General features: G+C 70.4%; 12 protein-coding genes. 10 read left to right on the top strand and 2 right to left on the bottom strand.

Translation table 11 applies throughout. The annotated features are described in order from the left end of the window. Positions 1–100: 100 nt before the first annotated feature. Complete coding sequence (locus tag BLT43_RS07235) at positions 101–310, bottom strand: DUF1127 domain-containing protein (protein WP_090111387.1); 210 nt, start codon at positions 308–310, stop codon at positions 101–103. Positions 311–628: 318 nt separating this feature from the next. Here BLT43_RS07235 and BLT43_RS07240 point away from each other — a divergent pair, with 318 nt between their 5' ends. From BLT43_RS07240 to BLT43_RS07285, 10 genes are all read left to right on the top strand, one after another. After that, the gene (locus BLT43_RS07240) at positions 629–1,732 is read left to right on the top strand and encodes an Mrp/NBP35 family ATP-binding protein (RefSeq protein WP_090111389.1); all 1,104 of its coding nucleotides are present in this window, start codon (positions 629–631) and stop codon (positions 1,730–1,732) included. Between the two features lie 696 nt (positions 1,733–2,428). Next, entirely contained in the window at positions 2,429–2,947 is a 519-nt protein-coding gene (locus tag BLT43_RS07245) for a division/cell wall cluster transcriptional repressor MraZ (RefSeq protein ID WP_207497425.1), read from the top strand. A 3-nt stretch (positions 2,948–2,950) separates the two neighbouring features. Beyond that, on the top strand, positions 2,951–3,931 hold the full coding sequence (gene rsmH, locus BLT43_RS07250; protein WP_090111391.1) for a 16S rRNA (cytosine(1402)-N(4))-methyltransferase RsmH: 981 nt from the start codon (positions 2,951–2,953) through the stop codon (positions 3,929–3,931). Beyond that, positions 3,928–4,287, top strand: coding sequence for a cell division protein FtsL (gene ftsL / locus BLT43_RS07255; protein ID WP_090111392.1), 360 nt, complete (start codon positions 3,928–3,930; stop codon positions 4,285–4,287). The genes rsmH and ftsL overlap by 4 nt, the downstream gene beginning before the upstream one ends. Beyond that, complete coding sequence (locus tag BLT43_RS07260; protein ID WP_090111394.1) at positions 4,284–6,068, top strand: peptidoglycan D,D-transpeptidase FtsI family protein; 1,785 nt, start codon at positions 4,284–4,286, stop codon at positions 6,066–6,068. The genes ftsL and BLT43_RS07260 overlap by 4 nt, the downstream gene beginning before the upstream one ends. A gap of 14 nt (positions 6,069–6,082) precedes the next feature. After that, complete coding sequence (locus tag BLT43_RS07265; RefSeq protein WP_090111396.1) at positions 6,083–7,585, top strand: UDP-N-acetylmuramoyl-L-alanyl-D-glutamate--2,6-diaminopimelate ligase; 1,503 nt, start codon at positions 6,083–6,085, stop codon at positions 7,583–7,585. After that, positions 7,582–9,024: a UDP-N-acetylmuramoyl-tripeptide--D-alanyl-D-alanine ligase gene (locus tag BLT43_RS07270; protein WP_090111399.1), complete on the top strand. Its 1,443-nt coding sequence runs from the start codon at positions 7,582–7,584 to the stop codon at positions 9,022–9,024. The genes BLT43_RS07265 and BLT43_RS07270 overlap by 4 nt, the downstream gene beginning before the upstream one ends. Positions 9,025–9,029: 5 nt before the next feature. Then, positions 9,030–10,112: a phospho-N-acetylmuramoyl-pentapeptide-transferase gene (gene mraY, locus BLT43_RS07275; protein ID WP_090111400.1), complete on the top strand. Its 1,083-nt coding sequence runs from the start codon at positions 9,030–9,032 to the stop codon at positions 10,110–10,112. A gap of 19 nt (positions 10,113–10,131) precedes the next feature. Next, positions 10,132–11,529: a UDP-N-acetylmuramoyl-L-alanine--D-glutamate ligase gene (gene murD / locus BLT43_RS07280; protein WP_090111402.1), complete on the top strand. Its 1,398-nt coding sequence runs from the start codon at positions 10,132–10,134 to the stop codon at positions 11,527–11,529. Between the two features lie 81 nt (positions 11,530–11,610). Then, a complete protein-coding gene (locus tag BLT43_RS07285; protein WP_131802631.1) occupies positions 11,611–11,988 on the top strand; it encodes a hypothetical protein in 378 nt (125 codons plus the stop codon). On the opposite strand, the gene BLT43_RS07290 is transcribed toward BLT43_RS07285, so the two are convergent. Next, positions 11,985–13,175: a BaiN/RdsA family NAD(P)/FAD-dependent oxidoreductase gene (locus tag BLT43_RS07290; RefSeq protein ID WP_090111406.1), complete on the bottom strand. Its 1,191-nt coding sequence runs from the start codon at positions 13,173–13,175 to the stop codon at positions 11,985–11,987. The two genes, BLT43_RS07285 and BLT43_RS07290, sit on opposite strands and share 4 nt — an antisense overlap. Positions 13,176–13,320: the final 145 nt, after the last annotated feature.

The raw sequence follows: 13,320 nt of genomic DNA on the forward strand, positions 1-13,320 counted from the left end.
CGTCGCCTTGGTGCGGACCGCTCCAGGGAGGAGGAGGGAGCGGGACCGCGGCTCGCGACCGGTTCAGGGAGGAGGAGGAACCGGCCGGGAAGCGGAAAACTCAGCGGGCCTGGGCGGCCTCGATCGCGATGCCCTTGATCGCCGAGCGGCTGATGCCGAGATCGGCGAGATCGCGGTCGGTCAGGCTCTGCAGCTCGTTGTAGGTGCTGCGATAGATCTTCTGGCGGGCGATCCGGTCAGCCAGGCTGGCGCGGAACTCGGCGATGCGCTGGCCGAAGCCGGTGGCGCGGGTGTCGGTCGTGTATGCCATGATGCATACCTCTTTCATTCGGGGCCCCGTCGGGGGGCCGGTCTCTTGCTCTGGGTCCCCAGATCGCGGGACCGGTCGTCACGAAGCGCCGTATTGCGTCTTCGAGATCCAAAATAGGCTCGTGCTGCGGATGCACAATCCCGTCCGTCGGCAATGCTGCTATGCAGCAAACGCATGGTGAAAGTTCTGTGAATACGGGAGCTTACCTAGGGTGATTTCGCGCGTATGCCGGCTGCTTGCGCTTTGTGCGGCAAAGGTAGAGGCTTGCGCGCAAATCGAGCGGCGCACGCATGACGCGCCCGGTGAGACGGAGTTTCCATGAGCCTGACCCGCGACGACATCCTCGACGAACTGCGCCGCATCGGCCTGCCCGACGGCGGCGATCTGGTTTCGCGCGACATGGTCCGGGCGCTCGCGGTCGATGGCGGCACTGTCCGCTTCGTCATCGAGGCACCCTCGACCGAGATGGCGCGTGGTCTCGAGCCGGTGCGCCGCGCGGCCGAGGCCGCGATCGCCGCCCGGCCGGGCGTGGAACGCGTCAGCGCCGTGCTGACCGCGCATGGCCCCGCCGCCCCCGCGGCACCGGCCGGCGCCAAGGGAGACGCGCCCTCGCTCAAGATCGGCCGGCATCCGACGCCGCAGGCACCGGGGCAGACCGGGCCGCAGCGCGTGGCCGGCATCGACCGCATCCTCGCCGTGGCTTCCGGCAAGGGCGGGGTCGGCAAGTCGACCGTGGCCTCGAACCTCGCGGTGGCGCTCGCGCGCGAAGGCCGCAGGGTCGGCCTGCTCGACGCCGACATCTATGGCCCCAGCCAGCCGCGGATGATGGGCGTGTCCAAGCGCCCCGGATCCCCAGACGGCAAGATCATCGAGCCGCTGCACGCGCATGGCGTCACCATGATGTCGATCGGCCTGATGGTCGATCCCGACAAGGCGGTGGTCTGGCGCGGGCCGATGCTGATGGGGGCGATGCAGCAGCTCGTCGGCCAGGTCGCCTGGGGCGAACTCGACGTGCTGATCATCGACCTGCCGCCGGGCACCGGCGACGTGCAGCTGACATTGTGCCAGCGCACGCATATGACCGGCGCCCTCGTGGTCTCGACGCCGCAGGACGTGGCGCTGCTCGACGCGCGCAAGGCGATCGACATGTTCAAGACCCTGAAGACCCCGGTGCTGGGGCTGATCGAGAACATGTCCGTCTTCGTCTGCCCCGAATGCGGGCACGAATCGCACATCTTCGGTCATGGCGGCGTTGCAAAGGAGGCCGAGAAGCTCGGCGCGCCGCTGCTGGGCAGCCTGCCGATCGACCTCGAGACCCGGCTCGCGGGCGATGCCGGCACCCCGGTCGCGGCCGGCGAGGGCCCGATGTCGGACGCCTATCGCCGGATCGCGAAGGGCCTCGTCGCCGGCGGCATGGCCTGATCGGGGCACGGCCCCACCACCATCTTTGGGACCGCATGGGAGCGGTCATGGGATTGCATGGGACCGCCTCGCCGCGGTCGCGTGTGAGCGCCTTTTCCGGCGGGTCGTTTCGCCGGAAAGGCGAATCCCCGATCACGATTCGTCGGCCTGTCTGTGGATATCTTCAGTTTTATCCACAATCTGTGGATCTTTTCGTGCATCCGTGGGTTAATTGCGGCAAGAAAGTGGCAGAGCGTCACAGGGCCCGCGAAACACGGACTTGGAAGCGCAGTATTTCGGCCACAGCCATGGCAGCCCAATATATGGGTCGTGCTGGGCGCTTCTCCACATCACCTTGTATCTGATCCTCCTGGGGTTGCCGATTCAGGCATCTGGAGTCGCCCCGCGCGCAAGCGCCGTCGCTGCTTCAGGCATGAAACATGTTGCCTCCCATGAATTCCCATGGCATCCCTTTGGCCAAGGAAGCGGCGGTAATGACGGACAGGGGCGCCAAAGACCCCATCGGCAGAACTAGAGCAGGTTCATACAGGCAACCCGCTGTTTTCTAACAAGAGATCCGGCGCGCGAGCGAGCAGACATCCCCCCAGGTGGCGCGCGCGATCGGACTTCCCGGCAACGGGACGATGCGGCGGATCGAGCAGTGGCAGCAGCTCGGTCCGCCGTTTTCGGTTCATGGGGTCTTCGACCTGGGAGGGCATGGGAAAGGGTCTCGGGAACCTCGTGCTGGGCTTCACCGGAGAGTATCCGCAGAAGATCGACGGGAAAGGGCGCATGTCCATCCCGGCCGATTTCCGCCGTGTGCTCGAGGCCGGCGACCCGGACTGGACCGAAGGGCTTTCTCCCAGGCTTTACCTGCAGTTCGGCGACCATCTTAAAGACAATCTCAGGGTCTATTCGGTCGAGGAATTCGACCGCATCGCCGCCCAGATCCGGGCCATGCCCGCCGGCTCCAAGCAGAAGCTGATGGTCAGCCGGCTCTATCTCGGCCAGTCGATGAAGCTCGAGGTGGACCGCGATGGCCGGATCGTCATGCCGATCCGCCAGCGTCGCAAGCTCGGCCTCGAGCAGGGCGAGGTGCTGTTCCTCGGCGTCGGCGACTATTTCGAGATCTGGAAGGCCGATACCTTCGAAAGCACCGTCGGCCAGGAAGTCAGCGACTGGCTCGACGACCAGCCCGAGGGCTTCGACCCGCTCAGCCTCGTGGAAGGCCTCTGATCCATGTCCAATTCCGAAGAGCCGCATGTCTCCGTCCTGCTGCGCCCGCTGATCGCGGCGCTGGCGCCGGTGCGCGGCACCTGGCTCGACGGCACCTTCGGCGCCGGCGGCTACAGCCGCGCGCTGCTCGAGGCCGGGGCCGACAAGGTGATCGGCGTCGATCGCGACCCCAGCGTGTTCGAGATGGCCAAGCCCTGGGCGCCCGACTACGGGGCGCGGCTGGTCCTGCGCGAGGGCCGGTTCTCCCGCCTCGACGAGCTGGCCGGAGAGCCGCTCGACGGCGTGGTGCTCGACCTCGGCGTCTCCTCGATGCAGATCGACCAGCCCGAGCGGGGCTTTTCCTTCCAGAAGGACGGGCCGCTCGACATGCGGATGGGCAAGACCGGCCCCTCGGCCGCCGATCTGGTGAACGAGGCCGACGAGGCGCATCTCGCGCGCATCCTGTTCCTCTACGGCGAGGAGCGGCAGAGCCGCCGCATCGCCCGCGCCATCGTCGCGGCGCGCCCCGTCACCACCACGCTGCAGCTGGCCGAGATCGTGAAATCCTGCCTGCCGCGCCAAAAGCCCGGCCAGAGCCACCCCGCCACCCGCAGCTTCCAGGCGCTGCGCATCGCGGTGAACGAGGAATACGACGAGCTCTACGAGGGGCTCGCCGCCGCCGAGCGGGCGCTGAAGCCCGGCGGGCTCCTGGGCGTCGTGACCTTCCACTCGGTCGAGGACCGGATGGTCAAGCGCTTCATGCAGCTGCGCGCCGGCGCGACCGGCGGCGCCAACCGCTTCGCACCCGAGATCGAGGGGCCGCCGCCGGCCTTCGAGCTGGTCGGCCGCAAGGCCGTCGCCGCCGACGAGGCCGAGCTTGCGGCCAACCCGCGGGCGCGGTCGGCCCGGCTCAGGCTGGCGCGGCGCACCGATGCTCCGGCCGGGCGGGCCGACCCGGCGGCGCTCGGGATGCCGGTACTGGACAAGAGGGAGAAACGCGGATGAGGGGCGTGATCTACGTGCTGGTGGCGCTCGGCGTCGTCGGGCTCGGCTTCTGGGCCTACCAAGAGAACTACCGCACCCAGCAAAGCCTGCGCGACGTGCGCAAGCTCTACTCCCAGATCGGCGCCGCGCATGCCCGGCTCGGCATGCTCAACGCCGAATGGGCCTATCTCAACCGTCCCGACCGCCTGCGCGACCTCGCCGACCTGAACTTCGACCGGCTCGCGCTCCTGCCGATGACCCCCGAGGCCTTCGGCCATGTCGGGCAGGTCGGCTTCCCGCCCGAGATGCTGCCGCCGATCATGAACCCGGTCGAGGTCTCGACCGCGATGATGAACACCGACGAGGAGCCGCTGTGATCCGCCGCCCTCTGCGCCCGCTGGCGCGCATCCTCAAGGCCCGTGAACGCGGCGAGAACCCCGACGCGATCGAGCGCGAGAACCTGCGCCTGCGCCACGAGGAGGCGCGGGACCGCTCGCGTTCGCGCGCCGAGGGGCGTCTGCTGGTGCTCGGCGCGGCCTTCGCGCTGGTCTTCGGCACGGTCGGTCTGCGCATGGCCGCGATGGCGGGCGCCCCGGCCGAGGAGCCGCGCGCCACGGCCGGCGGCAACCCGATCATCGCCCAGCGGGCCGACATCACCGACCGCAAGGGGCGGGTGCTGGCCACCAATCTCGACACCTACGCGCTCTACGCCCAGCCGCCGCAGATGGTCGACCCGGTGCGCTCGGCGCGCGAGCTCGCGGCGATCTTCCCCGAGCTCGACGAGGAGGAGCTGCTCGAGGACTTCACCGGCCCGCGCAAGTTCCTGTGGATCCGCAAGCAGATCAGCCCCGAGCAGCGCCAGGCGGTGCATGACATCGGCGATCCGGGCCTCTTGTTCGGCCCGCGCGAGATGCGGATCTACCCCAACGGCCCGGTCGCGGCGCATATCCTCGGCGGCGCGAGCTACGGCCGCGAAGGCGTGTCCTCGGCCGAGGTGATCGGCGTGGCCGGGGTCGAGCGGCGATTCGACGCCTATCTGCGCGACCCGGCCAACGAGGGCGCGCCGCTGCAGCTGTCGCTCGATCTCAGCGTGCAGGCGGCGGTCGAGGAGGTGCTGGCGGGCGGCATGAACCTGCTCAACGCGCGCGGAGCGGCCGCCGTGCTGATGGAGGCCGACAGCGGCGAGATCGTCGCCATGGCGAGCCTGCCCGACTTCGACCCCAACAACCGCCCGCGCCCGCTGACGCAGGGCTCGCCCGCCGACAGCCCGCTCTTCAACCGCATGGTGCAGGGCGTCTACGAGCTGGGCTCGGTGTTCAAGATCTTCACCGTGGCGCAGGGGCTCGAGATGGGTCTCGTCAAGCCCTCGACCATGATCGACACCAAGGGCCCGATGACCTGGGGCCGGTTCCGGATCCGCGACTTCCACGATTACGGGCCCGAGCTGTCGGTCACCGACGTGATCGTCGAAAGCTCCAACATCGGCACCTCGCGCATCGCGCTGATGTTCGGCGCCGAGAAGCAGCGCGAATTCCTCGACAAGCTCGGCATGCTCGAGCCGACCGAGGTCGAGATGGTCGAGGCCCCGACCGGCAAGCCGCTGCTGCCGGCGCAATGGTCCGAGATCTCGACCATGACCATCTCCTACGGCCACGGTCTCTCGGTCTCGCCGCTGCATCTGGCCGCCGGCTACGCCACGCTCGCCAATGGCGGGCTGAAGGTGACGCCGACGCTGCTGCACGACGCGGCGCGCGGCCCCGGCGAGCGCGTGGTCAGCGAGGAGACCGCCGCCGCCAGCCGCGCCATGCTGCGCGCCGTGGTCAGCCGCGGCACCGCCAGCCTCGGCGATGTCGAGGGCTACGAGGTGGGCGGCAAGACCGGCACCGCCGACAAGCCGAGGGAAAACGGCGGCGGCTATTACGACGACAAGGTGATCGCCACGTTCGCAGGCATGTTCCCGGCGCTCGACCCGAAATACGTCTTCGTCGTGACCTTCGACGAACCGGTCGAGACCACCGGCTCGATCCCGCGCCGCACCGCCGGCTGGACCGCCGTGCCGGTCGCGGCCGAGATGATCCGGCGCACCGCGCCGCTGCTGGGTCTCAGGCCGCAGGTTGAAGGCGCGCCCGAGCAGGGTATATCGCTCGCTGCGAACTGATCCGCGGGGACGACATGAACGGCAAGAGGGCCTCACTGGCCGATCTGGGGCTGACGGCGCAAGGCGGCCGCGAGGCGCGGCTGAGCGGGCTGTCGGTCGACAGCCGCGAGGTGCGCGAGGGCCATCTCTTCGCGGCGCTGCCCGGCAGCACGGCGCATGGCGCGGGATTCGTCGCCATGGCGATCGAGAAGGGCGCGGCGGCGATCCTGACCGATGCCGAGGGCGCGCGCATCGCCGCCACGGCGCTCGACGGCGCATCGGTCGCGCTGGTGCTCTCCGAGGAGCCACGGCAGGCGCTGGCCCGCGCGGCCGCGCTGTGGTTCGGGCCGCAGCCCGAGACGGTGATCGCCGTGACCGGCACCAACGGCAAGACCTCGGTCTCGACCTTCGCGCGCCAGATCTGGGTGGCGCTGGGTCGCCGCGCCGTCAATCTCGGCACCACCGGCATCGAGGGCGCCTGGACCCACCCGCTCAAGCACACCACGCCCGAGCCGATCACGCTGCACCGGGCGCTGGCCGAGGCCACGCGCGCCGGCGTCACCCATGTCGCGATGGAGGCGTCGAGCCACGGGCTCGACCAGCACCGGCTCGACGGGGTGCTTCTGGCGGCGGCGGGCTTCACCAACTTCACCCAGGACCATCTCGACTACCACGGCAGCTTCGAGGCCTATTTCGAGGCCAAGATGGCGCTGTTCGACCGGGTGCTGCCCGACGAGCGCGCGGCGGCCGTCAATCTCGACGATGCCAAGGGCCGCGAGGTCGCGGCGCGCTGCGCCCGGCGTGGCCAGGAGGTGATCGGCGTCGGCCGGCACGAGGACGCGCGTCTGCGGCTGCTGAACCAGCGCTTCGATGCCACCGGCCAGGAGCTGCGCTTTTCCTGGCAGGGCGCGGCGCGGATGACCCGGCTCGACCTCGTCGGCGGCTTCCAGGCCGAGAACGTGCTTCTCGCGGCGGCCATGGTGATCGCGGCGGGCGAGGATCCGGACATGGTGTTCCGGGCATTGCCGGAGCTCACCACCGTCCGCGGCCGGATGCAGCTCGCCGCGCAGCGCGAGAACGGCGCGACCGTCTTCGTCGACTACGCCCACACCCCCGACGCGGTCGAGACCGCGCTCAAGGCACTGCGCCCGCATGTGATGGGGCGCATCGTCGCCATCGTCGGCGCCGGCGGCGACCGTGATCGCACCAAGCGGCCGCTGATGGGCGCGGCCGCCGCGCATCACGCCGACGCGGTGATCGTCACCGACGACAACCCGCGCAGCGAGGACCCCGCCGCCATCCGCGCCGCGGTGATGGACGGCGCGCGCGGCGTGGTCGGCGGCGCCGAGAGCGTCACCGAGACCGGCGATCGCGCCGAGGCGATCCTGCGCGGCGTCGATGCGCTGGGGCCGGGCGACGCGCTGCTGATCTGCGGCAAGGGCCACGAGACCGGGCAGATCGTCCGCGACGCGGTGCTGCCCTTCGACGACGCCGAGCAGGCCTCGGTCGCCGTCGCAGCGCTGGAGGGTCGGGCATGAGCCTCTGGACCGCCTCTGACGCTGCCTCCGCGACCGGCGGCCGCGCCACCCGCGACTGGCAGGCCGACGGCGTCTCGATCGACACCCGCACGCTCAGGCCCGGCGATCTCTTCGTGGCGCTGCAGGCGGCGCGCGACGGCCACAACTTCGTCGCGCAGGCGCTGGAGAAGGGCGCGGCTGCAGCACTTGTCAGCCGCATTCCCGAAGACGTTCCCGAAGACGCGCCGCTTCTGCTCGTCGACGAGGTGCTGCCGGCGCTGGAGCGGCTCGGCATCGCCGGGCGCGCGCGCACCGAGGCGCGGGTTGTTGCGATCACCGGCTCGGTCGGCAAGACCTCGACCAAGGAGATGATGCGCGCCGCGCTCGAGGGGCAGGGCCGCGTTCACGCCGCCGAGGCCAGCTACAACAACCACTGGGGCGTGCCGCTGACGCTGGCGCGGATGCCGGCCGACACCGAGTTCGCGGTGATCGAGATCGGCATGAACCACCCCGGCGAGATCGCGCCGCTGGCGCGCATGGCGCGCCCGCATGTGGCGATGATCACGACCGTCGCGGCGGTGCATCTCGAGGCCTTCGAGAACGTCGAGGGCATCGCGCGTGAGAAGGCCTCGATCTTCGAGGGGCTCGAGCCCGGCGGCTGCGCGGTGATCAACGGCGATCTGGCGGTCAGCCCGATCCTGCGCGCCGCCGCGCGCGCCCGCGAGGCGCGGATCATCGGCTTCGGCGCCGGGGTCAGCAACCACCACCGGCTGCGCGAGGCGCATGTACGCGAGGGCGCGACGGTCGGCAAGGCCCGGCTGTGGCGCACCGAGATCGCGCTGAAGATCGCGACGGAGGGCCGGCATTTCCTGCTCAACGCGCTCGGCGTGATCGCCGCGGCGCAGGCCATGGGCGCCGACCGCGCCCGGGTGATCTGCAACCTCGCCAGCTGGGCGCCGCCCTCCGGCCGCGGCACCCGCGAGACCGTGGTGATCGACCCCGCCCGCGAGGGCGAGACGCTCGAGCTGATCGACGACGCCTTCAACGCCAACCCGACCTCGGTGTCGGCGGCGCTGGCCGTGCTGGCCGCCGGGCAGCCCTGCGACGGCGTCGGCCGGGTGCATCGCGGCCGCCGCATCGCCATCCTCGGCGACATGCTGGAGCTGGGCCCGCGCGAGCACGAGCTGCACGCCGCGCTGGCCGAGGACGCAGCGATGGCGGCGCTGCGCACCGTCCATTGCGTCGGCCCGCGCATGCGGGCGCTGCACGAGGCGCTGCCGCCCGAACGGCGCGGGCGCTGGGTCGAAACCGTCGAGGAGCTGGTCCCGCAGATCGACCGGCTGGTCGATTCCGGCGACATCGTGCTGGTCAAGGGCTCCAAGGGCAGCCGGGTCAGCCGCGCCGTTGACGCGATCCGCAAACTGGGGCAACGGACCCGCTCCGGCGAAAAGGAGGCCTGAGGCCCATGCTCTATCTGCTGACGCTGCTGTCCGACGGCGGCGACCTGTTCAACCTGTTCCGCTACATCACGTTCCGTGCGGGCGGGGCCTTCCTGACGTCGCTGCTCTTCGCCTTCGCCTTCGGGCGGCCGCTGATCGACGTGCTCAGGCGCACCCAGGGCAAGGGCCAGCCGATCCGGATCGACGGGCCGGCGGGCCACATGGCCAAGGCCGGCACGCCAACCATGGGCGGGCTTTTGATCGTTGGCGCGGTGCTGACCTCGACCCTGCTCTGGGCCCGGCTCGACAACGCCTACGTGCTGATGGTGCTGTTCGTGACGCTGGGCTTCGCGCTGATCGGCTTCGCCGACGACTACGCCAAGGTGCGCAAGCAGAACACGGCCGGCGTCTCCGGCAAGGTCCGCCTCGCGATCGGCTTCACCATCGCCGGCCTCGCCAGCTGGTGGGCGGCGATGCACCATCCCGAGGCGCTGACCAACCAGCTCGCCTTCCCGGTCTTCAACGAGCTGTTGCTCAATCTCGGTATCCTCTTCGTGCCCTTCGCGATGATCGTGATCGTCGGCGCCGCCAACGCGGTCAACCTGACCGACGGCCTCGACGGCCTCGCCATCATGCCGGTGATGATCGCCGCCGGCGCCTTCGGCGTGATCGCCTACGCGGTGGGCCGCACCGACTTCACCGAGTATCTGGGCGTGCACTACGTGCCCGACACCGGCGAGATCCTCGTCTTCACCATGGGGCTGATCGGCGGCGGGCTGGGCTTCCTGTGGTACAACGCGCCGCCGGCGGCGGTCTTCATGGGCGACACCGGCAGCCTCGCGCTGGGCGGTGGCCTCGGCGCCATCGCGGTGGCCACCAAGCATGAGATCGTGCTGTCGATAGTCGGCGGCCTCTTCGTGGTCGAGGCGCTGTCGGTGATCATCCAGGTGTTCTACTTCAAGCGCACGGGGCGCCGGGTCTTCCTGATGGCGCCGGTGCACCACCATTACGAAAAGAAGGGCTGGTCGGAGCCGCAGATCGTGATCCGCTTCTGGATCATCTCGCTGATCCTCGCGATGATCGGCCTCGCCACGCTGAAGCTGCGCTGAGTTTTCACGGAGAACGACCATGATCCCGGTGCGTGGACATGAGGGACAGACCATCGCCGTTCTGGGCCTCGGCCGGTCGGGCCGGGCCACGGCGGCGGCGCTGAAGGCGGGCGGCGCGGATGTCGTCGCCTGGGATGACGGCCCCTCGGGGCGCGAGGCCGCCGAGGCCGAGGGGATCGAGCTGCGCGACCTGACCCGCGCCTCGGCCTACGAGGGCGTCTCGCTGCTCGTCACCTCGCCGGGCATCGCGCATCTCTACCCCGCGCCGCATGCCGCCATACAGGCCGCCTGGGAGGCGGGGGTGCCGGTCGACAACGATATCGGCCTGTTCTTCCGCAGCTTCGCGGCCGAGGGCTTCGAGGAGTTCGACACGCTGCCGCGCGTTGTCGCCGTGACCGGCTCGAACGGCAAGTCGACCACCTCGGCGCTGATCCACCACATCCTCGTCGAGAACGGTCGGCCGGCGCAGCTTGCCGGCAATATCGGCCGCGGCGTGCTCGACCTCGATCCGCCGCAGGACGGCGAGGTGGTCGTGCTCGAGCTGTCGAGCTACCAGACCGAGCTTGCGCGCGCGCTCACGCCCGACGTCGCGGTGCTGACCAACCTCTCGCCCGACCATCTCGACCGCCATGCCGGGCCGGGCGGCTATTTCGCCGCGAAACGTAGGCTCTTCGCCGAGGGCGGGCCCGACCGCGCGGTGATCGGCGTCGACGAGAACGAGGGCCGCTTCCTCGCCAACCAGCTCGCCACGGCCGCCGCGGACGACCGGGTGATCGCGATCTCCTCGGGGCGCAAGCTGCAGGGGCCGGGCTGGAACGTCTTCGCCCGCAAGGGCTTCCTGAGCGAATGGCGCAAGGGCCGGCAGGTCGCCTCGGTTGACCTGCGCGACGTGCCCGGCCTGCCGGGCGCGCACAATCACCAGAACGCCTGCGCCGCATGGGCGGTGGCGCGCAGCCTCGGCCTCGGCCCACGTGGCATCGAGGCGGCGCTGCGCTCCTATCCGGGCCTGCCGCACCGCTCGCAGCGCGTGGCCGAGAAGGATGGCGTGGCCTTCGTCAACGACTCCAAGGCCACCAATGTCGATAGCGCCGCCAAGGCGCTCGCCGCCTTCCCGCGCATCCGCTGGATCTGCGGCGGGCTGGAGAAGGAGGGCGGGCTCGCGAGCCTCGCACCGCAGCTTTCCCACGTTGCCAAGGCCTACGTGATCGGCCGCGAGGCCGAGGCTTTCGCGCTCAAGCTGCCGGGTGTCGAGGCCGAGATCTGCGGCGCCATGGCCGTCGCGGTCGCGCGCGCCATGGAAGAGGCCGAGCCGGGCGACACGGTGCTGCTCGCGCCTGCGGCGGCGAGCTTCGACCAGTACGACAACTTCGAGAAGCGCGGCGAGGATTTCGTGGCCGAGGTGCGCGCCCGGCTCTGAGCGTCACCACGCCCTTCGATTGATCGGGCGAACCCCGGCCGCGTGCTAGGCTGGCCTCCGTTGCGGTGCAGGAGGTGAGTGATGTTTCGAAGATCGATGGTGGCGGCCGCTCTGGCTGCGGTGACGCTGGCCGCGCCGGCGGCCGCGCAGCAGTGCCAGATGCTGCGGTTTCCCGCGGGCTACACGGTGGGGCACGTGAAGGGGCAGGCCTCGGGCGACGAGGTGGCCTGCTACCTGCTCGACATCCCGGTGCAGCAGAACTTCTCGGTCGTGGTGGTCGAGGGACGCGGCATGATCACCGCCGCCCCCGGCGGCTGGGACGCCACCGATCAGCGGATGTATGTCGGCTGGGGCGAAGACCGGGTCCGGCCGTTCCGCCTGCATGTCGGGCCGCTGATGCGCGCGCCGATGTCGCCCTTCACGCTCGAGATCCGCTTCGAGGCCCCGGGCAACGGCTAGCGCGCGCCGGCGATCGCGGTCCCGGCGGCGAAACCCGAAGCCCAGGCCCATTGGAAGTTGTAGCCGCCGAGCCAGCCGGTCACGTCCACGCATTCGCCGATGAAATGCAGACCCGGCACCGCCTTGGCCTCCATCGTCTTCGACGACAGCGCGTCGGTCGACACCCCGCCCAGCGTCACCTCCGCCGTGCGGTAGCCCTCGGTGCCCGCCGGCGTCATCCGCCAGTTCCGCAGGCTGTCACAGAGCGCGTCGATGGCGCGGTCGGACTGGTCGGCGATGTTGCCGGACAGCGCGTGCTCGGTGGCGAGGTGATCGACCAGTCGCGCCGGCAGCTGCTGCGCCAGCACGGTCTTGAGCGCCTTGCGGCCCTCGCGGCGCTTGGCGTCCTTCAGAGCCTGCGCCAGCGTCCCCGAGGGGGCGAGATCGACGGCGATCTCCTCGCCCTCGTGCCAGTAGGAAGAGACCTGCAGCATCGCCGGGCCGGACAGGCCGCGATGGGTGAACAGCATCGCCTCGTCGAAGCTCGCGCCGCCGGCGGTCGCGCGCACAGGCAGCGAGACCCCGGAAAGGGGCGCGAAGCGGTCGGGGAAGGTGAAGGGCACGAGGCCCGGGCGCGTCTCGGTCACCGGCAGGCCGAACTGCGCCGCGATGCGGTAGGCGAGGCCGGTCGCGCCCATCTTCGGGATCGACTTGCCGCCGGTCGCGACCACGACGCGCCGCGCCCGCAGCTCCTGCCGCCGGCCCTCGGTCTCGATCACCGCCCGGAACCCCGATTCGTCTCGCGCGATCTCGACCAGCTCGGTGCGCAGCCGGACCTCGGCGCCGGCGCGCTCGGCCTCGGCCATCAGCATCGCGACGATCTGCGTCGCCCGGCCGTCGCAGAACAGCTGGCCCAGCGTCTTCTCATGCCAGGCGATGCCGTGCCGCCCGACGAGGTCGAGAAAGTCCCACGGCGTGTAGCGCGAGAGGGCGGATTTGTGGAAATGCGGGTTGGCGCCCAGGAAATTTCCCGGCGCGGTCCGCAGGTTGGTGAAGTTGCACCGGCCGCCGCCCGAGATCCGGATCTTCTCGCCCGGGGCCTTGGCGTGGTCGATCACCACCGTGTCGCCGCCCGCATGGGCGGCGGCGAAGAGCCCCGCCGCGCCGGCGCCGAGGATCAGCGTTTCGATGGTCGTGGTCCTGTCCATCCCCGCGACCTGCCGCGTTTTCGGCCCGGGCTCAAGCCGATCCGGCGTCGGACCAACGCGTCATTCCTGTGGCAAAGCGTCACCTTTCGCGCTAGGGTATCGCGACGAGACCCGCACAAGCGGGCAAGGCAGAGGCAATCAGGCA

The sequence above is a fragment of the Limimaricola pyoseonensis genome (assembly GCF_900102015.1).
In the GTDB taxonomy this organism is placed as follows: Bacteria; Pseudomonadota; Alphaproteobacteria; order Rhodobacterales; family Rhodobacteraceae; genus Limimaricola; species Limimaricola pyoseonensis.

Excerpts from the sequence above, each read along its gene's own strand:
- BLT43_RS07235 (WP_090111387.1), bottom strand. The coding sequence starts at position 310 with ATGGCATACACGACCGACACCCGCGCCACCGGCTTCGGCCAGCGCATC.
- BLT43_RS07240 (WP_090111389.1), top strand. The coding sequence starts at position 629 with ATGAGCCTGACCCGCGACGACATCCTCGACGAACTGCGCCGCATCGGC.
- BLT43_RS07245 (WP_207497425.1), top strand. The coding sequence starts at position 2,429 with ATGGGAAAGGGTCTCGGGAACCTCGTGCTGGGCTTCACCGGAGAGTAT.
- rsmH (WP_090111391.1), top strand. The coding sequence starts at position 2,951 with ATGTCCAATTCCGAAGAGCCGCATGTCTCCGTCCTGCTGCGCCCGCTG.
- ftsL (WP_090111392.1), top strand. The coding sequence starts at position 3,928 with ATGAGGGGCGTGATCTACGTGCTGGTGGCGCTCGGCGTCGTCGGGCTC.
- BLT43_RS07265 (WP_090111396.1), top strand. The coding sequence starts at position 6,083 with ATGAACGGCAAGAGGGCCTCACTGGCCGATCTGGGGCTGACGGCGCAA.
- BLT43_RS07270 (WP_090111399.1), top strand. The coding sequence starts at position 7,582 with ATGAGCCTCTGGACCGCCTCTGACGCTGCCTCCGCGACCGGCGGCCGC.
- mraY (WP_090111400.1), top strand. The coding sequence starts at position 9,030 with ATGCTCTATCTGCTGACGCTGCTGTCCGACGGCGGCGACCTGTTCAAC.
- murD (WP_090111402.1), top strand. The coding sequence starts at position 10,132 with ATGATCCCGGTGCGTGGACATGAGGGACAGACCATCGCCGTTCTGGGC.
- BLT43_RS07285 (WP_131802631.1), top strand. The coding sequence starts at position 11,611 with ATGTTTCGAAGATCGATGGTGGCGGCCGCTCTGGCTGCGGTGACGCTG.
- BLT43_RS07290 (WP_090111406.1), bottom strand. The coding sequence starts at position 13,175 with ATGGACAGGACCACGACCATCGAAACGCTGATCCTCGGCGCCGGCGCG.